The following is a 19748-nucleotide window of genomic DNA, read 5'->3' as shown; positions in this document are numbered from 1 at the left end:
CACATTGATAAATGGCTAATAAAAATTAGGGGGAATTACGTTGCAAGATTCTATTAATATCACCACATCAAATTTAGAATTAAACCATTTTTATAGTCGTGAAAATGAGGGTGTTCGTCTTCACTATGTTAGAAAAGGGAAAGGAGCGCCAGTTATTTTATTGCATGGATGGCCGGGATTTTGGTATGACTGGCGTAAAGTAATACCTGCACTTTCTGAAAAATTTGACGTTATTGCACCGGACTTCAGAGGTTTTGGAAATTCAGATAAACCAGATTTATTGCCACATGAAGGTTATACTCCTGAGCATCTTGCAAGTGATATTTTTTCCTTAATCCAGGAGCTAGAATTGCAAAATGTTATAATGGTAGCCCATGATATTGGTGCTACGGTTGCTCAAACGATTGTTAGAAACTATCCCAAAAGTGTAAAAGGACTTGTATTACTGAACCCTCCATATCCTGGGATCGGGTCAAGGCGTTTTGACCCCACTATCCAAAAGGAGTTTTGGTATCAGTATTTTCATAATCTGCCTTTGGCAGAAAAACTAATAAGCAATTCTAAAGAGAATATAAAAATTTATCTTACACATTTTTATGAACATTGGATTGGGAAAAAGGCTAGAATTACACCAGAGGAATTAGACACGATTACCGAAGTATATTCACGTGAAAGGCATTTTGCGGCAAGTATTGCTTATTATAAGGCTAGGGCAGCAGCAAAGACTAGCAAGGCTGTAAACACGCCGACTCTTCCTCCGATTTCACATGAGACGAAAGTGTTATGGGGCGAAGACGATCCAGTAATCCCAGTGAATTGGTCAGATAAACTGGACGAACATTTTTCCAATGTTTCTTTAGAAATTTTGCCGGGTGTGGGGCATTTTGTTCCCTTTGAAGATCCTAAAGCTGTGATAAAGAAGATAGAAGAGTTTCAGAACGATTAACCATTAAGCTGATCTTAACAAGCTTTTTTCAGATGCTTAAAGCTAATCAGGGTATAATTTTATAAGCATTTAGCGTCTATCTACGGATGACGCTTTTATTTTTTTAGGAATAAAGAACAAAAAAACGTTAGTAAAAAGCTATTCGGAGTTACATTGGCAAAAATTTTGGTTCTATAACGAAAGGTTATAAAGTTATGATTTTTTGGTATTTCCTTCAAAAAAAATACCTTGGTATGCTAAAGCCATTCAAAATATTTATCTCCTACATGTACTAGGTTTTTTGAAGACTAATAACCGGAAGGCATTATAGATAAATATTTAGAATATTTAGCAACAAAATGAAGGAGGATAGAACCATTATTTGCAAATAGAAATAGGGGGAATAATAAATTGAAAAAATTTAGTTTTATTATTGTATCGATGCTTGTACTAGCGCTGTTCTTCACAGGCTGTTCTTTTTCAGGAAAGACCGGCTCTACTCAATCTGGAAAGAATGAGGGGAAAAAAGTCTTAAAGACAAATAACAGTTCAGAACCTGGTACTTTACATCCAGGATTAGCAGAAGGGACTCACGATTCATGGGTAATCAATCATATATTTGAAGGGCTTACGACGAGATCTCCAGAAGGAAAAACAGTTCCAGGGATGGCTGAAAGTTGGGAATCCAAGGATGGAATTACTTGGATATTCCATTTGAAAGATAACGTGAAGTGGTCGAATGGTGAACCTGTCACAGCAGATGACTTTGAGTATGCATGGAAGTATGTATTAAATCCAAAATCCAGCTCCTATTACGCTTTTCAACTTTACTATTTAAAGGGAGCAAAAGAATATAATTCAGCCAAGGATAATCTCAAAGCATTGGAAGACGCAGTTGGTGTGAAGGCTTTGGATGACAAAACCCTAAAAGTAGAATTGACTAGTCCAGTTCCATATTTCTTAGAGCTAACCTCATTCTACACATACTATCCAGTAAATAAGAAACTCGCAGAAAGTAATCCTGATTGGTATAAGAGTGCAGATCATTTTGTTTCAAATGGCCCTTTTCAATTAAAAGAATGGAAACATAAAGAGATTATTAAACTAGCGAAAAACAATTATTACTATGAAAAGGAAAACATCCATTTGGATGAAGTGGAGTTAGCTATTATTACAGATTCCAATACTGCTTGGCAGATGTATCAATCTGGGGAGTTCAACCTGCTGCCTGAAAAATCGCTTCCTCCTGATATTATTGGAAAATTACTAACCGAAAAAAATCCTGAGTTTCATACAGGACCTTACTTATCCACTTATTACCTTGATGTAAATACGGATGTAAAGCCGTTTAATAATCCTAAAATCCGCCAGGCTCTATCGATGGCCATGGATAGAAAGGCAATTGTTACGAATATTGCTCAGGGTGGCCAGCCTCCAGCTTACTCATTTATTCCGCCCGGTATACCAGATGTCTCAGGCGACTTCCAAGGTAATACGGGAAATCTGATAAAAGAGGATCTAGCTGAGGCGAAAAGACTGTTAAAGGAAGGATTAGCGGAGGAAGGGATGTCAAAGGTACCTTCTTTTAACTATCTTTATAATACGGATGAAAAACATAAAGCAATTGGGGAAGCATTACAAGAAATGTGGAGAAAAAATTTAGGAATCGAAATGACACTAGAGAATGTTGAACAGCAAGTGAAGCTAGACCGGCAAAAAACAGGTGATTATGTCATCAGTCGTGCCGGCTGGGTAGGTGATTATGTTGACCCTATGACTTTCTTGGATTTGTTCATAACCGGAGCGTCTTATAACGATCCTAATTGGAGCAACAAGGAATATGATACGCTTATTCAATTTGCTCAAACGGCTACTGATAAAAAAGAACGGATGAATGCACTTCATAAAGCGGAGAAAATTTTGGTAGACGAAGCACCTATCATACCTATATATTTCTACACCAAGCCACTTGTTTATAAAGAGAGCATTACGGGTGTGTTTACACTAATAAATGATGAACCGTCATTTAAGTACGCAGATATAAAGTAAAGGTATTTCAAAGCAGGCGTGCGGGCATCATAGATGCACGCCTAGTTTATCTAGATTGATTATGTTTGAAAGGAGCATACAATATGCTCAAATATATCTTTAAGCGATTTCTATGGTCCATTCTGACGCTATGGGCAGTGATTACGGTTACTTTTATGATTATGCACTTTATTCCAGGCGATCCTTTTGCAAGAGAAGGTACAATGCCGGAGGCAGTTTATAAAAATCTTAATGAACATTATCATCTGGACCAACCGTTATTTATCCAATATACACGATATCTGACATCATTGATTCAATTTGACTTTGGCCCCTCACTAAAATCAAACACTATGACTGTAAATGATTTTATTAAGCAAGGATTCCCTGTATCGCTCCATTTAGGTACCCAAGCTATTTTACTGGCAGTTGTCCTGGGCATGATCTTAGGCGTGGTTGCAGCCTATAACAGAAACAAATGGCAGGACTATTTATCTATGATTCTCGCCATAGTTGGCATATCTGTTCCTAGTTTCATCATGGCTACATTTTTAATTAACTTTTTTGCAGTAAAATGGGGAATCTTCCCTGTAGCAACTTGGAAATCATGGGCACATACAGTATTGCCGACAATAGCACTTAGTATGATGCCAATGGCTTTTATAGCAAGGTTAATGAGATCAAGTATGCTTGAAGTACTTAGTCAAGACTATATGATTACCGCAAAAGCGAAAGGTTTAAAGGGTAAGTTTATTTTAATTCACTATGCAATAAAAAATGCCATTCTTCCAGTTGTGACGGTTTTAGGAATATTAACAGCAAATCTCATAACCGGAAGTTTTATCATTGAGAGTATTTTTGGGATACCAGGAATAGGCGAGTTATTTGTAAAAGGAATATTTAATAGAGATTATCCCGTTATTCTAGGGTCAACCGTATTCTATAGCATGATCCTTATCTTCCTTATTTTTATCATCGATATTGCTTATACCTGGTTAGACCCCAGAATAAAAGTGATAGGAGAAAATAATTAATGGAGAGCAACGTTCATTTAACGAAAGATTTATTTGTTCCTATCCAGGATCATTTGAAAGATGTCGAGAAAATCAATAGCCCAACGGTAAGCTTCTGGCGAGATGTTTGGAGACGTTTAAAAGAAAACAAACTAGCCATGGCAGGTTTAATGGTTACCTTATTGCTTTTATTACTTGCTGCCATTGGCCCTTATCTGAATGGATACTCATATTATGAACAGGACTTTACTCAAAAAAATCTTACACCTAATGCTGAACATTGGTTCGGAACGGACCAAGCCGGTCGGGACATTTTTACACGTGCTTGGTATGGAGCGAGGATTTCTCTTTTTATAGGCTTTATGGCTGCGATGATTGATTTTATTATAGGTATTTTTTACGGGGGTATTGCCGGCTTAAAGGGTGGAAGGGCCGATAATGTCATGATGCGGATCTCCGAAATATTATATTCAATTCCATATCTGCTTATGGTTATTCTCATTATGATTGTACTTGAAAGAGGTATATGGCCCATCATAATCGCCATGTCGATTACAGGATGGATACCGATGGCAAGATTGGTTAGGGGGCAGGTAATGCAGTTAAAAGAACAAGATTTCGTTCAAGCAGCAAACGCGATGGGTTCCAACACCTTATGGGTATTAAGAAAGCATTTAGTTCCGAATACGATGGGACCGATCCTTGTTAATGTAACACTTACTGTTCCTAATGCCATATTTGCAGAAGCAACGTTGAGTTTTTTAGGCCTTGGTATACCAGCACCAGAAGCCAGCTGGGGTACGATGGTAAGTGATGCATTGGGGAGTATATTAATAGGAAACTTTTATCAACTGGCCATACCTGCCATATTAATTTCGTTAACCATGTTTGCTTTTAACGTGCTGGGCGATGGATTGAGAGATGCATTAGACCCTAAACTGCGTAAGTAAGAAATAAGGGTGATGTGATGAAAAAGTTATTGGAAATAAAAGATTTGAAAGTGAATTTTCATACTTATTTAGGAGAAGTTCAAGCCGTTAGAGGCGTTTCTTTTCATGTGAACCAGGGGGAGATCGTTGCCTTGGTTGGGGAGTCAGGATGTGGAAAGAGTGTGACAGCAAAGTCGATTATGAAATTATTACCTACTGCATTTTCCCATTATAAAAGCGGGGAGATTTTATATCATTCAATGGATCTTTTAAAAGTGCAGGAAAAGGAAATGGAAACTATTAGAGGGAACGAAATCAGTATGATTTTCCAAGATCCAATGACTTCATTGAATCCTACTAGTAAAATAGGTGAACAGATAATAGAAGGTCTTATGAAACATAAAAAGGTTTCAAAAAGCGAGGCCTATAGGAAAGCAAAAGAGTTGTTGGAATTAGTTGGAATACCGCAGCCTGAAAAAAGAATGAATCAATACCCACATGAATTTTCAGGTGGAATGCGACAAAGAGTCGTCATTGCGATGGCACTCGTATGTGAGCCCCAATTAATCATTGCAGACGAACCAACCACAGCGTTAGATGTCACCATTCAAGCTCAAATCTTAAAATTAATCAAAGATCTGCAGTTTAAACTAAATACATCCGTCATATTAATCACCCACGATCTAGGAGTAGTGGCAGAGATATGTGATCGAGTGGTTGTCATGTATGCAGGGGAAGTAGTGGAATCTGGAAAAGTGGAAGAGATTTTTGCCAATCCTTCTCACCCGTACACAAAAGGTCTAATGAAGTCGGTTCCTAGGCTGGATATGAGCAGAAACGAGTCTTTGTATTCGATTGTAGGGTCACCGCCTAATTTGTTACACCCGCCAAACGGATGTGCATTTTATTCAAGATGCGAATATGCAATGAAAGTATGTCAGAAGCATTCCCCAAATCTAATGGAAATAAATACTACACAACAAACAGCATGCTGGTTATATCATCCAATGGCCAATCCTGTTGAAAAAGAATCCATGGGGGGAATGTAAAGTGTATACATTGATAAAGAAAGATGAACCTTTCATTTCAATCCATCATTTATCTAAATATTATCATTCAGGTAAAGGAAGACAGGTCAAAGCAGTAAACAATTTGAGCTTTGATATTTATCCTGGTGAAACGGTTGGTTTAGTTGGGGAGAGCGGTTGCGGAAAATCTACAGCGGGGAAAACCATTTTACGGCTGCACGAGCCAACTAGGGGAGAAGTCTTTTACAAAGGAAGGAACATATTTGACCTATCTCGAAAGTCACTAGTCGGTCTTAGAAAAGAAATGCAAATCATTTTTCAGGATCCATATTCCTCTTTAAATCCAAGAATGACGGTGGAAGATTTAATAGGAGAACCTTTGGATATTCACAAAACGCATAAGGGGAAACAACGTAAAGATAGAATAATACAATTATTGGAACTAGTAGGCCTAAATCATGACCATCTGAACAGGTATCCCCATGAATTTAGCGGCGGGCAAAGACAAAGGATTGGTATAGCAAGAGCACTGGCACTAAATCCAAAATTTATCGTGTGTGATGAGCCGATTTCAGCTTTAGATGTTTCCATTCAGGCTCAAATTGTGAATTTATTGAAAGAGTTACAAGAAAAATTGGGTTTAACCTATTTATTTATTGCCCATGATTTATCAATGGTAAAGTATATTTCTGACCGTATACTCGTCATGTATTTAGGTCATATGGTAGAACTAGCCAGCAGTGAAGCATTATGCAATGACCCTTTGCATCCCTATAGCCAAGCTCTTTTATCTGCTGTGCCTGTTCCTGAGCCTCATTCAAAACGAGAGAAAATTGAATTAAATGGAGAAATTCCGAGCCCCATCGATCCCCCAAGTGGATGTGTTTTTAGAACTAGATGCAAGCATGCTGCCAGTATCTGTACTGAAAAACAACCGGAATGGAAAGAGGTTAAAAAGGGCCATTTCACTGCTTGCCATTTGTATAAATGAATTTGGCATATGAGGCACATATTTATCAATGCGTCCAGTGAAGCAAGATTAAGGTTTCGTTAAAAAGACGAGACCTATTTTTTTACTCTTAAAAAGGTTCCAAATGTTGAATAACCTCATTTGCTTTCTTTTTATAAGCATATTTATACAATAGATCGATGCTCCTTTTGAAGTCCTCATCCTCAATCGATTTAATAATGGCAGAAGGAGTCGAGTGTTTTATATGTGCTGCCACCATACGTGGTACAAAGGAAGAACCAATCCCCTTTGTAACAAAAGCAATAATGGAATCATTAAATTCTAATTCTATAATTGGATGGATGGAAAAACCCATCTCTTCGCAATACCGATCTAAGAAAGCTCTGATATCACAAGGAACTTTTTGCAAAATTAATTGTTCTCTCAATAACTGCTCTATACTAACAGTTTCTAAGTCTATTAGAGGGGAATCGTGAGATAAAATTGCATCGTAGGGTTCATTAAATAAATGCTTTACAATGATTTCATTGTAAGTAGAAGCATCTTGAACAAATGCAAGATCAATTTTGCCATTTTCTATTAATGATACTAGTTGAGAGGTTGTATCTTTAATAGTGAGTTCCAGTTTATATTTTGGGCTTAGTTTGGGAATGAGTGCAGGTAACAAATGGCTGCCAATACTGGGTAAAGCGCCAATACGAATAATGTTCTTTTGATTAAATGTATTCATATGCTCAGTTAGATTCTCTACATCATTCAATATTTTACTAGCATTTTCGAATAAATATTTTCCTGCCTCGGTGATTTCAAGGCCTGTTGTCTTGCGGTAAAACAACTGACAACCGAGTTCCTCTTCTAATTGCTGAAGCTGTTTCGTTAAAGCAGGCTGCGAAATGAATAATTTTTTAGAGGCGGATGTAAGACTACCGGATAAAACAGTAGTAACAAAGTATTCCATTTGCTTTAGTTTAATCAAATGTTTCAACTCCTTTAAGAAGTATTGGGCATTTCTTCCTGTATTTATTTTCAATCAATGTCTGGAAATTGTAAAGTATTACATGATGCGGGAATCAATACCTATATAGCCACGATGAATGAAATCCACTACACCACACCTAAGTAACTTACTTCCTTTATATACTAGGTTAATAACTTATTGTTATGAGTTTAAAACTTTTTAGTATTACCCCTCACAAAAAATGAACTGTTAGTATTAATTTATGAATAAAATTACTAATCTTCATAAAAATGGCACGCGTAAAATTGTGTACTAGAATAATCATGTTTTTTCGTAATGACAAAAAGGGAGTGAGACAGTTAAGAAAATCATTACACGAATAACAATAAAGGGGTTCAACCTTAAAATAATATATGTTCTCTTTATGCATTCTTAATACTAAGGGGAGTAGTTACATGCAGCGGGTACAAGGAGAAATATCAAGGAAGAAACAAGCGGAAAATAGACAGATCAATACAGTCAGACTGAATATTGATGTGCAAAAAAATATTAGAGACAATTTTCGTGATGCGGTTGAAAGAAACGGAAGGACCATGAAGGAAGTTTTAACCATTTATATGCAGAAATACATTTGGAAACAAGGAGAATTGCAGAGGAATAGGGAAAAGCGAAGACAAAAAATCACTAGACATATAGATAAAGTTCCACTTGACTAAAAAGCCCTATTGGAAAATAACAGGAATAGATCAGTTAGAATTTTGGATGATAGTAATCATAAAAAAGAGCACCGGTGTGCATTAACCAATCTACTAAATGTAGGTGAATGATGAAAACTAGAAAATTGGGAGTGATAGAATATGGAAATTAAAAGGGTAAATCCTGAAAGTGTATCGCCGCCAATTGCTCAATACCACCACGTTACAGTAATACCTAGAGAAGCGGAATTAGTTGTTCTATCTGGGCAAATTGGGAATGACAAAGAGGGGAGATTGCCAAAAGATATTGAAAGCCAATTTGTAAATGCACTTCAGAATATAAAATTAATACTTGAAAGTGAAGGCCTAAGTACAAATAACATCTTTAAAATAAATTTCTGGTTGACAGAAGATATAAATCGGAAGGTTTTTTCTGAGAAATGGAATGAGTTCCATAACGCAACTCCACCTGCAACAACTTATGCCTATGTTGCAGCATTAGCAAACCCAGATATTAAAATTGAAATTGAAGCTTGGGCAGCTAAATAATTTGAAGGTATTTTAATGACATTGAACCCAGCATTTGAACTATTTAAAAAGGAATTTCCCGAAGTGAGAGGAATTTTTAGTACTCTTGATCAATCGATAGGTAAAGATGCATTGGATGAAAAACGAAGACAAAAAATCACTGCCCCTGGAATAAAAAAATAATGAGGTGAACGATATGCTGCAGGCAGAACAAAAAGTCCTGATGAATAATCTGGATTCTCAGCCTCCTCTAGAGGCGGCATTACAAGTTTTATCCATTCCTGAAGGATATGAAGTTAAAGAGATTCGCAGCGGAAAACACAATGAAGTAGATGTATGGATTTTCCGTTACGAAAAGTCAACTGGGGAAAATAATGGACTTGGTGGTGAGCATTATTCATTTACAGTTGATAGAGTCAGCCATAAAATCCTTGGGGTTACATGGATCGATCAGCGTTTTGCTTCAGGTCAGCAACTTCCTTCGGAGAGAAGAACAGAGCAACTTGCGCAATTCTTTCTAAACCTTACTGAACCTGAACTTTTTGAACGTTTAGAGAATCATTGGATACGTCCGCATGATGAAATCATAACTGTAAATGGCGAAAAAGTTACAATTACTGGTATGAAATATAAGTGCTATTTGCCAGATGAGGGTACGTGGGCGTGGGTAATTGTTGGTCCAGATGAACATATTATTACCTTTGAGCAAGGGATTAAATGGGAAAATGGACGTGTAACTGAAAAGTGGTTGCATGATAATTGGCTGAGTGTAAATGGGAATTAAATTTACAAGCAGAGTTCACTTGAAACCTTAGAATTAGTAAAATAACCTTACATTGGTTATGGCAGGGTGTTTTACACCGTTCAAGTTGATGGAAAACTATGGACATCGTTTGGAAGAAGAGTATCCCCCTACTGAAATGGGGATGCGAACAATCGAACAAGTGTTAATTCGAACCATCTTCCATGAAGGAATGCATTTACAAGCTATCAATGATATTATAAAGTGTTTAAAATAATATATTTGTCTTAGCTGCCTATAGAAATTTTTAGGGAGGGCATTATGACTGAAGATTTTTATTGTGATGAAGTATTAAGTGGTAAAACCCAAGTAAATAAAGTGTTAGAGACAAAAAATGTATTAGCCTATTATCACACAAGACCTTTTTATCCAGTCCATATTGTTGCTATACCAAAGAAGCATATATCTTCTTTAATTACATTAGAAGAAAGTGATAACGAATTATTTATAGAATTACTAGGAGTAATTAAAAAGGTTGCAACTATGGTTACTGAAGAAAAAGGTGCTTGTAGAGTTATTACCAACTTAGGAGATTATCAGGACTCAAAACATCTTCATTGGCATATAGTCTCTGGAAATCCATTGAGATAGTTATTAATCTAATAGGTACTTTAACACAAAAAGAAATAAATTAAAAAAGCCTGAAATCGACAAGTTTTTATGCATTACTTATTTTAGGCTCTTTTTACATTCATAAAAGATTTTATTTCATTCGACTCGTGTCGGAGGGGATAGTGATCCATTAATGATTCGGTTGGCTTTATTGCCGGCTGGCTCATTTTACTGGATTATATTTTTGTTCCGGCATTATTATATTTAGTCAGTGCATCCGCCTTACATGATATGGCTCCGGGAGTTCCGCTTACCGTCTGGGTAATCATTTTTATCGCCATTAATACGGTCATTAATATCCGAGGGATTGAATTTACGGCACGGGCCAATAAAATTATCGTCATCTTGGAATTAATCATCTTAGCCATATTTGTGATTGTTGGCATCGTGGCCATCGCCAAAGGGGTAAATGGAGCAGAAGTGCTATTAAACCATTATATGATAAAAGCCATTTTAGCATGAGTATGGTCATGGGGGCTGTCTCCATTGCGGTGCTTAGCTTCTTGGGATTTGACGGGATTTCCACATTGGCTGAAGAAACGAAGGATGGCGCCAAATCCAAAATATCAAACACCCTATATTGGAACGATTGTCATTGCCATTTTGTCTGTTGTTGTAACGGTTGCTTTTGAATCACAAATAGGAGCATTATCTTCCGTTGTTAACTTTGGGGCATTATCTTCCTTCTTATTCTTACATTTGTCTGTGATCAATTATTTCATGCGGAAAAAACAAAGCAAGGATTATGTCAAACACTTGATTCTCCCGATCATAGGGTTCATTATTATTGGGTATGTTTGGATTAACCTAGATCCACTTTCTAAGCAACTTGGATTTATCTGGCTTGGAATCGGCATTGTCTATTTGATTGTTTTGAAGCTAATGAAGAGGGATACTGGCTTGAAATTGGATTAGGATGGCGGCAAACTCTTTTAGAGTTGTCCGGACAAAGGAGAACCACCGATTGCCTGATTAATCGGTGGTTTTCTTTGTTTGCTTAGTAATAATATATGACCAAAGTAGTTCATCGAATGACATTTGAACCGCTTCACTCAATGTGTATTTTGTTTCAAAGCCTAATCGTCGAATTTTATGATCATTCCAGATTCTGTTTACCGTTAATGTTTTAGATGCAAAGGAATGGTCATGATCCGGTATTGGGACGATTTTTGCAGTTCTGCCAACTGCGCGATCAATTTCCTTCTTCAGTTCTTGCCAAGTAGTATCAAACCCCTTAAGAAGATAGACACCGTCTATATTTTTTTCTTTTGTATCTCCTAAAAACACCATACAACGCCCGATATCTCGAGTGTCTATTAGTGATACTTTCGATTTCCCATTATTGGCGAGAGGATATTGATCGTTGAAATGGGCATTTAGAAGCCGTGAGAAAAATGACTTGGCATCTCTAGGACCAATCGTACTTGCCGGTCTAAGAATGATGGTTGAAATGCCTTCTTTCAATCCAATTTCTTGGATAACTTGATCCTTTTCTAATTTAAACCTTTGAATGGGATAATCGGGTTTGGTTTCATATAATTCATCTATAGGTTCTTCTGTTCTAAAATCATAAACTACTATTGTGCTCAACTGTATAAACCGGTTGGCCCCGTTTTTTGCCGCTGCTTTGATCAATTTTTTCGCCAAAATGATTTCTTCTGAGTCATTAATGTCCTTGTAGATTCCGAAATTTGGATCGGCTGTACAATTAAAGACGACAGTGTGGCCCTTAATGGCATGGCCGATTAAAGAATGATTTTGGAAATCGATTTTAACAATGTTTACACCTAGTTTTTTTAAGAAAGTCGTATTACTGGTTTCTCTGACGGCCGCAGTCACTTCATGACCGCTTAATTTCAACTGTTCTACCACATGACTTCCAATAAAGCCAGTTCCTCCAAAAACGATTGCTTTCACTATAATCAGTCCCTCCAAGTTAAAAATAGTTCAAAAATCTTAGTAGCCAAATTTCATACCAAATAACCGATTTGATACATAGGGGTAGTTCCCATACCTAATCGCAATTTCCCGACGGGTACAATCCGGGATAATTTATTGGCATGTATGATTGACTCAATACGTTCTTTATCCCTAGAGGCCCAAATTAATTCATCTACATATGGATCAATCGTTTTAACAAGACCGCTGCCCATTCGTCCGGTTCCGATAATACTTACTTTCATGTTTTTATTCCCCCAAAATGTTTAAATGACAATAACATATTATCCAAGGTATGAAGAAATTGGAAATACCTATGTTCTATAGGTTTATAACTTAAAGTTATAGGGGGATGGTTTGAAATATTTATAAGTTTGATAGTCATATGAATGAAGAGACCAATAGAGGTCTAAGGAATGTTCTTTCCTCTATAAATTCATTCTAACCCCCACAGATTTGGGCTGGAAATAACTAAAAACTCGGATTGTCTGTGGTTTCTTTTAGTATTTGATGGTGTGCAAAAGGGAGAATTTCCTTTGCTTCATTTGAATTGATATGGAAAATTTGCTCAATTTACTTTCAGTGTTACAGTTCCTTTCATCATAAAGAATAACTGAAATGATTTTTGATGGTAATGCAACCTTTCTTTCGTACTAGGTTAATAACTTAACGTTATGAGTTTAAAACTTTTTGGTATTACCCCTCCGAAAAAATTAACTGTTAGTATTAATTTATGAATAAAATTTCTAAACTTCATAAAAATGGCACGCGTAAAATTGTTTTTTAGAATAATCCTGTTTATTCGTAATGACAAAAAGGAGTGAGACATTTGAAGAAAATCATTACTTTACAAGAAATTATACAAACAAAGAAACGAATTCACGATTATATCCATCATACACCATTAGAATATAGTGAAAATTTAAGCCGAATCCACCATACGGATATATATTTAAAATTAGAAAATTTCCAAGTAACTGGTAGTTTTAAAGCTCGTGGAGCGTTTAACAAAGTTTTGACCTTACCGCAAAATGACCAAAATAGTGGTGTTATTGCTCCTTCGGCGGGAAACCACGGAATAGGTTTAGGATTTGCAGCTAAAAAGTTGAACATGGAGGCACATATTTACTTACCCGAAGATGCGGATCCGAGTAAGGTTACCATGTTGGAGAGTTATGGTGTGAAACTAAAGTTCTTTCCTTCCATAGAGGCGGCTAGACAATCTGCCCTTTTGGATGCTAAAGAAAATAGACTTACTTTTGTTTCAGCCTATAATGATGAAGCGATGATTGCAGCTGGAGGCACTGTAGGTTTAGAAATAGTAAATGACTTATCAGATGTGGATATTGTGATTGCGGGCATAGGAGGCGGGGGACTAACCTCTGGAATATGTATTGCTCTTAAGTCTATAAACCCCAACATTCAAATTTGGGGCGTCCAGACTGCCAATAGTCCTACGATTGCCGTTTGGTATCAACAAGGAAGAGCCACATCTGTAAATTTAAAACCCTCTATTGCAGAAGGATTAAGTGGTCCAATTGAGCCAGAAACCATTACTTTCCCAATTATTTTAAGATACATGGATCGAATAATTACTGTATCTGATGAAGATATAGTAATGGGGATGAAGAGGCTTTTACATGCTAATTACATGGTTGAGCCTTCAGGCGCGGCTGGAGTGGCTGCTTTAAAGTATGGAGAACATGAACTAAAAGGTAAAAAAGTAGTGGTTGTTGTTACGGGTCGTAATGTTTCTTGGTCAAGGTTTAAAAATTTAGTTGAAAAATAGCATATGTTCTCTTTATGCATTCAAAGAGGCTGAAAATTACCTAAGGGATTACCATCTGAAAAGGGGCCAAAAACACGTAAAATTTTCTTTTCCTGATAATATAACGACGGGGAAGATACCCCTAGAGAAATGTACAGAAAACAAAACTATCAGTACTATGGATTTAAATATGAAGCACTAAAAGTAAATCGGGATTAGTTGGGAGATAAACGTGCGTATTTACATACAATTCAAAGCATGGTTTGATACCTACTATCTCAGTGCCTGGTAGTGTCAGGCACACTTTTACATACATTTCCCTAACCTTCTGTTGTAAACTTATACCCAATCCCTCTTAACGTTACGATAAAAGGATAATCTGTGTACGCCGCAATTTTTTCTCTTAAATTTTTGATATGGACATCTACTGTTCGTTCATTGATGATCTTTTCATTCTTTTTATATACGGTATTAATGATTTGTTCTCTTGAAAAAATTTGATCTGGATGGGTCATGAATAGATAGAGCAATCTGTACTCGAAATGGGTTAAATCCAGTACTTCATCGTGGAATTTAACGACTCCCTTCAATGGTTTAATCGTTAACCCTTTATAGCTTAGCTTACTGCAACGATTGGCGGTTCTTCGTAAAACTGTTTCAATTCTAGCTGACAATTCCTCTACATTATATGGCTTACCGATATAATCATCGGCACCGCGTTTCAGCCCTTCAATTCGATCTTGATCTGAATTATTAGAAGATACAATGATGATGGGTACGTTACTTCCCAGTTTGTAACGCATCCAGGAGCAAACTTCGAGTCCATCCATATCAGGAAGAGAGGTTTCTAGAAGCACAAAACAAGGATCGTGTTTCAAGTACATCTCACGAGCTGTTTGTCCATCGGCAGCTTCCAATATTTCAAAACCTTGCCTTGTGAGATGAAATCTTAACACAGCTCTGTTTTCTTTATTATTATCGATAATTAAAATGGTCTTTCCTCTTAATTTTTTATCTTCCAACTGTCTCAGCCCCTTACCTCTATTATAGTGATAAAAAGAGACTCACAAAAGGTTGTTTTATGTAGAAAAACGACCCGCTGTTAACGGGCCATTCTATTATTTGTTTACCGTATCCTTCTTCCCTGCAAGTGTTTCATAGGCTGCATCGTCCGGTGCATCGCCTTTCGGCCAATCATTCATTTTATTAGGAAAATCCGGTCTAGACATAGAGTTAATATAGGCTGCGATATTCATCGCTTCTTCATCTGTGAAGGAACCTGCTTCATAACCGCCCATCGGTGCTTTAGGCATATACTTTTTGATAAAGCCTCCTGCCGTTCTTACCCGAGCCATACCCGCTCCAATATTGTAAGATTCATCTCCCCAAAGAGGAAGTCCTGTGGCGCCACCGTCTCCGCCTTCACCGTGGCAGGTAATGCAGGCTTTATTGTAAAGTTCCCGGCCGGCATCCACATTTAACGCAGTTAAATCACCTTCAGCCTTTGGCATTTTAGCCCAAGGTCTTTCCTTTGTGCCATCAGGAACATTGGTTGAAATGTATTGATAATAAGCAACCATTGCTTTCATTTCTTTGCTATCTAAAGGAAGTGGTTTTCCATTCATACTTCTTTTAAAACAGCCGTTAATACGTTCTTCGATGGTAACCTCTTTTCCTGCACGTGGATTATATTGTGGATACGTTTTTGAAATACCTACTAGGTCAAGAGAAGAACCAATTCCACCATCCGCATGACAGCTGGCGCAGCTCAGTTTGTTTCCTACATACTCATCCAAAACCGTGCTCGTTTCATTATGTTCTTTATACCCTAATTTAATTAATTCCCCTTCTTCCCCTACTGGAACATTGTCCATACTTGGCGGTAAATAAGGATGTTCTGGTTTGGTTTCTATTTGTTTTCCAGGTGTTGATGCTGGTGCTGATGCCGCAGAACTTACAGTCGGCTGCCCCTTTGAATCTAGTATAAATAAGAAAAATACACTAAATCCAAGCGCGATCGTGGCAACAATAGCCGCTACGGAAGAAATAAATAATTTATTCATGTTTAAGCTCATCTCCATATCAGGGGGATTTCTCATAAGAGAGGATCTATCCGATTTGTTTTTACAGGCTCATTATCTAAAACGAGTGTTAAGATTCGGTTAAGTAAAATTGAGCGTTTCGTGAACATGGGGTCAATGAGAGGGGAGTTCAATAAATGGACACAAGTGGATTGGTTTTTTCGAACAAAGTGAAGGGATAAGAACGACTAAAAAAATCCTTGCTATTTCTAATGTGTTTGAACCTCTCTATCCTTACAAATTGACCTACATATTAAAATGCAAAATAGATTACATTTTGGTTTGCATTTTTCTGTACAAATTGACGTTTTGCGATAGGAAACGGAACCCGTTAAAAAGATTAGCGTTTTTTTAATTGAGTTTCCTATAGAAAGGACCTTTGCAGTAGATTTTGAGTTACTCGAATAGTACCTTTTCTAGCTAAAAATTTGGCGGAAGTAACATAGAATAGGGATATTCGGCAAAAATGTATATGATACGGTTAATTAATTGGATGAGGTGACTGCATGAATCCCAACATAGAGGTCAGAGGGGTCTCTAAGATTTTTGGCAATAATCCAAAGGCTGCAATCGAGTTATTGAAACAAGGGAAGACCAAGAAGGAAATATTGAAAGCCACCGGACAGACCGTTGGGGTAAAAAATGTTTCCTTTGCCATTTACCCTGGTGAAATTTTTGTCATTATGGGTTTATCCGGAAGCGGAAAATCCACGTTAATCCGTATGTTTAACCGGCTGATTAAGCCGACTATCGGAGAAATCCTGATTAACAATGAAGATATCGTGAAGATGAGTGATGCGCGCTTAAGGGAGGTCAGGCAGAAAAAGATTAGCATGGTGTTTCAGAATTTTGCCTTATTTCCTCATAAAACGATCGTGGAAAATACGGAATATGGCCTGGAAATTCAGAAGGTCCCTGCTGAACAGCGACGGAAAAGAGCACTTAGTGCATTGGAGATTGTCGGGTTAAAAGGTTACGAAAATCAGCTGCCCAAACAATTAAGCGGCGGCATGCAACAACGGGTGGGACTAGCCAGGGCACTTGCCAGTGATACAGATGTCATCTTGATGGACGAAGCATTCAGTGCGCTCGACCCGTTAATTCGGAAAGATATGCAGGATGAATTGCTGGAGATCCAAGATAAATATAAGAAAACGATTATCTTTATTACCCATGATTTGGATGAAGCATTGCGAATCGGCGATCGGATTGCGTTGATGAGGGATGGCAGTATCATTCAACTGGGAACACCTGAGCAAATTCTAATGAATCCTGCGAATGAATTTGTCGAGAAATTCGTGGAAGATGTAGATTTATCAAAAATATTAACGGCATCCCACGTAATGAAAGCAGCAGAAAGAATTGCTGTAGACCGGGGGCCGCGGGTGGCATTGGAAATCATGCGGAAGCAGGGATATTCCAGTGTGTTTGTCGTTGATCGCCATCGGAAACTATTAGGTGCCATCACGGCTGAATCGGCACGACAGGCCATTGATCAGAATCAATCGATTGCCGAAGTCATGGCAACGGATATACCAACGGTTTCCGGAGACACCTTACTCGCTGAACTAATGGACGTAATCGCCACATCGAGTCTGCCAATCTCTGTGATCGATGAAGAGCACCGCCTATTAGGTGTGGTCATTCGCGGTGCCGTGATTGGTGCGTTGGCAGGAAACAAAGATTCCTTGAACGATTTGGAGAGTGAATGAGATGAATGTGCCGAAAATCCCTTTAGGAGATTGGGTAGACGTCCTAGTCCAATGGATTACCGTTGCATTTGCCGGATTCTTTACCTTGTTAACCACCGTGATCGAGTCCTTGTTAAATATCATTGTGGCTGTATTAAGCGCAGGTCCCCCGATCATCTTAATTATCGTCTTAACCCTGTTGGTCACCTATACCAGCAGATGGCCGTTAGGAATATTTACGCTCTTGAGCTTGCTCTTGATTGATAATCTCGGGTATTGGGATTCCAGCATTCAAACCATAGCGATTGTATTGCTGTCAGGATTACTCACCATCATCATTGGAATTCCTGTGGGCATCTGGTGTGCTCAGAGACAAACAGTCCATCGAATCGTAACGCCGATTTTGGACTTTATGCAAACCATGCCGGCATTTGTCTATTTAATTCCTTCGATCTTGTTTTTTGGCATTGGAGTGGTGCCAGGAATTATTGCTTCGTTTATTTTTGCGATTGCGCCAACCATTCGAATGACGAATCTTGGTATTAAGGAAGTTCCAAGGGATTTAATTGAAGCCGCCGATGCCTTTGGTTCCAGCGCCAGCCAAAAATTATTTAAAGTTCAATTGCCGATTGCGACTCCAACCATCATGGCCGGGGTCAACCAAAGTATTATGCTTGCTTTATCAATGGTCGTGACGGCTTCCCTTGTAGGGGCACCAGGGTTGGGGGCAGATGTTTACCGGGCTGTCAGCCAAATCGATGTAGGAAAAGGTTTTGAAGCAGGCTTATCCATCGTGTTTATCGCCGTTATTCTCGACCGGATCAGCCAAAACTTACGGAAACCGGCCTATGAACATGTGATGAAGAAAAAAATCGCCATTTCCATTTTAGCTGTTTTGGTTATCCTGACAGCAATCGTGACAGGAGTGACAAAACAAAATGCCACGGAAAAGGGCGGGAACGGTATTGGGGCCCAAATGGATTACAAAATCATCGGGATTGAACCTGGGGCAGGAATTATGGCACAAGCGGATAGGGCAATCAACGATTATCAGCTTGATCATTGGCAGCTACAGGAGGGGTCATCGGCTGCGATGACAGCGGAATTAAAGAAGGCTTATAATCAGAAGAAACCGATCATTGTCACCGGCTGGGCGCCGCATTGGATGTTTTCCACGTACGATTTAAAATTTCTCAAAGATCCAAAGAAAACCTTTGGTGAAGCAGAGGATATTCATACTATTGTAAGAAAAGGTCTTGAGCAGGATGCACCGGGTGCGTATACCATCCTTGATCAATTTTCTTGGAAGCCTGCCAATCTTGAAAAAGTGATGGTCGATATTAAAGACGGGATGGAACCAGAGAAGGCAGCAGAAAAATGGATCAGTGCCAACAAGGATAAAGTGGGGCAATGGACAAATGGTGCCAAAGCAGGCAATGGGGAAGCGATTAGTCTTGTCTATGTGGCTTGGGATACAGAAATCGCCAGTACCAATGTCATTGCTAAGGTACTGGAACAGCATGGCTTCAAGGTGAAGATGAGTCAGGTGGAGGTCGGCCCGATGTATGCCGGTGTAGCAAACGGCAGTGCTGACGCCATGGTGGGTTCATGGCTCCCGAGCACCCACAGGGAATATCATAACCAATATAAAAATGATTTCGTTGATCTTGGAAGCAATCTTCATGGAACGAAGAATGGACTGGTTGTACCAAAGTATATGGATATTGATTCAATCGAAGATTTGAAGTAGAAACCGGGATAACAAACTGGATTATAATTTTT

General features: G+C 38.2%; 22 protein-coding genes and 1 pseudogene. 18 read left to right on the top strand and 5 right to left on the bottom strand.

Annotated elements, in window-relative coordinates; translation table 11 throughout:
- The first annotated feature begins 40 nt into the window (after positions 1-40).
- From M3234_RS15480 to M3234_RS15455, 6 genes are all read left to right on the top strand, one after another.
- On the top strand, positions 41-946 hold the full coding sequence (locus M3234_RS15480; RefSeq protein WP_262305594.1) for an alpha/beta fold hydrolase: 906 nt from the start codon (positions 41-43) through the stop codon (positions 944-946).
- A gap of 390 nt (positions 947-1336) precedes the next feature.
- Entirely contained in the window at positions 1337-2974 is a 1638-nt protein-coding gene (locus M3234_RS15475) for a peptide ABC transporter substrate-binding protein (protein WP_262305593.1), read from the top strand.
- An 83-nt stretch (positions 2975-3057) separates the two neighbouring features.
- The gene (locus M3234_RS15470; protein ID WP_262305592.1) at positions 3058-3987 is read left to right on the top strand and encodes an ABC transporter permease; all 930 of its coding nucleotides are present in this window, start codon (positions 3058-3060) and stop codon (positions 3985-3987) included.
- Positions 3987-4916 (top strand): ABC transporter permease, encoded by a 930-nt coding sequence (locus M3234_RS15465; RefSeq protein ID WP_262305591.1) that lies wholly within the window; start codon positions 3987-3989, stop codon positions 4914-4916. Before M3234_RS15470 ends, M3234_RS15465 begins: the two co-directional genes overlap by 1 nt.
- Before the next feature lie 17 nt (positions 4917-4933).
- Positions 4934-5944 (top strand): ABC transporter ATP-binding protein, encoded by a 1011-nt coding sequence (locus tag M3234_RS15460; protein ID WP_262305590.1) that lies wholly within the window; start codon positions 4934-4936, stop codon positions 5942-5944.
- 10 nt (positions 5945-5954) lie between these two features.
- Positions 5955-6914 carry an ABC transporter ATP-binding protein gene (locus M3234_RS15455; RefSeq protein WP_262305707.1) on the top strand — a complete coding sequence of 320 codons (960 nt, stop codon included), beginning with the start codon at positions 5955-5957 and terminating at the stop codon, positions 6912-6914.
- 88 nt (positions 6915-7002) lie between these two features.
- Here the strand turns inward: M3234_RS15455 and M3234_RS15450 are convergent, their stop codons facing one another.
- Positions 7003-7869 (bottom strand): LysR family transcriptional regulator, encoded by an 867-nt coding sequence (locus tag M3234_RS15450; RefSeq protein ID WP_262305589.1) that lies wholly within the window; start codon positions 7867-7869, stop codon positions 7003-7005.
- A gap of 437 nt (positions 7870-8306) precedes the next feature.
- On the opposite strand from M3234_RS15450, the gene M3234_RS15445 reads away from it, so the two are divergent.
- The 8 genes and pseudogenes from M3234_RS15445 (at position 8307) to M3234_RS15410 (ending at position 11403) form a co-directional block, all read left to right on the top strand.
- The gene (locus M3234_RS15445; RefSeq protein ID WP_262305588.1) at positions 8307-8567 is read left to right on the top strand and encodes a hypothetical protein; all 261 of its coding nucleotides are present in this window, start codon (positions 8307-8309) and stop codon (positions 8565-8567) included.
- A gap of 141 nt (positions 8568-8708) precedes the next feature.
- A complete protein-coding gene (locus M3234_RS15440) occupies positions 8709-9095 on the top strand; it encodes a RidA family protein (RefSeq protein ID WP_262305587.1) in 387 nt (128 codons plus the stop codon).
- A 15-nt stretch (positions 9096-9110) separates the two neighbouring features.
- The gene (locus M3234_RS15435) at positions 9111-9257 is read left to right on the top strand and encodes a hypothetical protein (RefSeq protein WP_262305586.1); all 147 of its coding nucleotides are present in this window, start codon (positions 9111-9113) and stop codon (positions 9255-9257) included.
- 13 nt (positions 9258-9270) lie between these two features.
- Positions 9271-9858: a hypothetical protein gene (locus M3234_RS15430; protein ID WP_262305585.1), complete on the top strand. Its 588-nt coding sequence runs from the start codon at positions 9271-9273 to the stop codon at positions 9856-9858.
- A gap of 76 nt (positions 9859-9934) precedes the next feature.
- A pseudogene (locus M3234_RS15425) lies at positions 9935-10093 on the top strand (DinB family protein); the annotation flags it as partial.
- A gap of 44 nt (positions 10094-10137) precedes the next feature.
- Positions 10138-10467, top strand: coding sequence for an HIT domain-containing protein (locus M3234_RS15420; RefSeq protein WP_262305584.1), 330 nt, complete (start codon positions 10138-10140; stop codon positions 10465-10467).
- Between the two features lie 150 nt (positions 10468-10617).
- Positions 10618-10950 carry an amino acid permease gene (locus tag M3234_RS15415; protein ID WP_311315659.1) on the top strand — a complete coding sequence of 111 codons (333 nt, stop codon included), beginning with the start codon at positions 10618-10620 and terminating at the stop codon, positions 10948-10950.
- Positions 10951-10974: 24 nt separating this feature from the next.
- Positions 10975-11403 (top strand): amino acid permease, encoded by a 429-nt coding sequence (locus M3234_RS15410; RefSeq protein WP_262305583.1) that lies wholly within the window; start codon positions 10975-10977, stop codon positions 11401-11403.
- Positions 11404-11460: 57 nt separating this feature from the next.
- On the opposite strand, the gene M3234_RS15405 is transcribed toward M3234_RS15410, so the two are convergent.
- Both M3234_RS15405 and M3234_RS15400 read right to left on the bottom strand, forming a co-directional pair.
- Positions 11461-12405 carry an NAD-dependent epimerase/dehydratase family protein gene (locus tag M3234_RS15405; protein WP_262305582.1) on the bottom strand — a complete coding sequence of 315 codons (945 nt, stop codon included), beginning with the start codon at positions 12403-12405 and terminating at the stop codon, positions 11461-11463.
- Positions 12406-12458: 53 nt separating this feature from the next.
- Entirely contained in the window at positions 12459-12671 is a 213-nt protein-coding gene (locus M3234_RS15400) for a hypothetical protein (RefSeq protein ID WP_262305581.1), read from the bottom strand.
- Between the two features lie 584 nt (positions 12672-13255).
- Between M3234_RS15400 and M3234_RS15395 the strand changes: the two genes are divergently transcribed.
- Entirely contained in the window at positions 13256-14215 is a 960-nt protein-coding gene (locus tag M3234_RS15395) for a threonine ammonia-lyase (protein ID WP_262305580.1), read from the top strand.
- Positions 14205-14396: a DUF5613 domain-containing protein gene (locus M3234_RS29695; RefSeq protein WP_396953955.1), complete on the top strand. Its 192-nt coding sequence runs from the start codon at positions 14205-14207 to the stop codon at positions 14394-14396. The genes M3234_RS15395 and M3234_RS29695 overlap by 11 nt, the downstream gene beginning before the upstream one ends.
- A 118-nt stretch (positions 14397-14514) precedes the next feature.
- On the opposite strand, the gene M3234_RS15390 is transcribed toward M3234_RS29695, so the two are convergent.
- Positions 14515-15216, bottom strand: coding sequence for a response regulator transcription factor (locus M3234_RS15390; RefSeq protein ID WP_262305579.1), 702 nt, complete (start codon positions 15214-15216; stop codon positions 14515-14517).
- A gap of 96 nt (positions 15217-15312) precedes the next feature.
- Positions 15313-16257 (bottom strand): c-type cytochrome, encoded by a 945-nt coding sequence (locus tag M3234_RS15385; RefSeq protein ID WP_262305578.1) that lies wholly within the window; start codon positions 16255-16257, stop codon positions 15313-15315.
- 524 nt (positions 16258-16781) lie between these two features.
- On the opposite strand from M3234_RS15385, the gene M3234_RS15380 reads away from it, so the two are divergent.
- Together M3234_RS15380 and M3234_RS15375 are read left to right on the top strand one after the other, a co-directional pair.
- Positions 16782-17987, top strand: coding sequence for a quaternary amine ABC transporter ATP-binding protein (locus M3234_RS15380; RefSeq protein ID WP_262305577.1), 1206 nt, complete (start codon positions 16782-16784; stop codon positions 17985-17987).
- 1 nt (position 17988) lies between these two features.
- On the top strand, positions 17989-19716 hold the full coding sequence (locus tag M3234_RS15375) for a glycine betaine ABC transporter substrate-binding protein (RefSeq protein WP_262305576.1): 1728 nt from the start codon (positions 17989-17991) through the stop codon (positions 19714-19716).
- Positions 19717-19748 lie beyond the last annotated feature (32 nt).

The sequence above is a fragment of the Neobacillus niacini genome (assembly GCF_023715785.1).
Taxonomy (GTDB): domain Bacteria; phylum Bacillota; class Bacilli; order Bacillales; family Cytobacillaceae; genus Neobacillus; species Neobacillus niacini_E.
This window is presented reverse-complemented; position numbering and strand designations above follow the sequence as displayed.

Excerpts from the sequence above, each read along its gene's own strand:
- M3234_RS15470 (WP_262305592.1), top strand. The coding sequence starts at position 3,058 with ATGCTCAAATATATCTTTAAGCGATTTCTATGGTCCATTCTGACGCTA.
- M3234_RS15465 (WP_262305591.1), top strand. The coding sequence starts at position 3,987 with ATGGAGAGCAACGTTCATTTAACGAAAGATTTATTTGTTCCTATCCAG.
- M3234_RS15460 (WP_262305590.1), top strand. The coding sequence starts at position 4,934 with ATGAAAAAGTTATTGGAAATAAAAGATTTGAAAGTGAATTTTCATACT.
- M3234_RS15445 (WP_262305588.1), top strand. The coding sequence starts at position 8,307 with ATGCAGCGGGTACAAGGAGAAATATCAAGGAAGAAACAAGCGGAAAAT.
- M3234_RS15440 (WP_262305587.1), top strand. The coding sequence starts at position 8,709 with ATGGAAATTAAAAGGGTAAATCCTGAAAGTGTATCGCCGCCAATTGCT.
- M3234_RS15435 (WP_262305586.1), top strand. The coding sequence starts at position 9,111 with ATGACATTGAACCCAGCATTTGAACTATTTAAAAAGGAATTTCCCGAA.
- M3234_RS15430 (WP_262305585.1), top strand. The coding sequence starts at position 9,271 with ATGCTGCAGGCAGAACAAAAAGTCCTGATGAATAATCTGGATTCTCAG.
- M3234_RS15420 (WP_262305584.1), top strand. The coding sequence starts at position 10,138 with ATGACTGAAGATTTTTATTGTGATGAAGTATTAAGTGGTAAAACCCAA.
- M3234_RS15400 (WP_262305581.1), bottom strand. The coding sequence starts at position 12,671 with ATGAAAGTAAGTATTATCGGAACCGGACGAATGGGCAGCGGTCTTGTT.
- M3234_RS15385 (WP_262305578.1), bottom strand. The coding sequence starts at position 16,257 with ATGAATAAATTATTTATTTCTTCCGTAGCGGCTATTGTTGCCACGATC.
- M3234_RS15380 (WP_262305577.1), top strand. The coding sequence starts at position 16,782 with ATGAATCCCAACATAGAGGTCAGAGGGGTCTCTAAGATTTTTGGCAAT.
- M3234_RS15375 (WP_262305576.1), top strand. The coding sequence starts at position 17,989 with ATGAATGTGCCGAAAATCCCTTTAGGAGATTGGGTAGACGTCCTAGTC.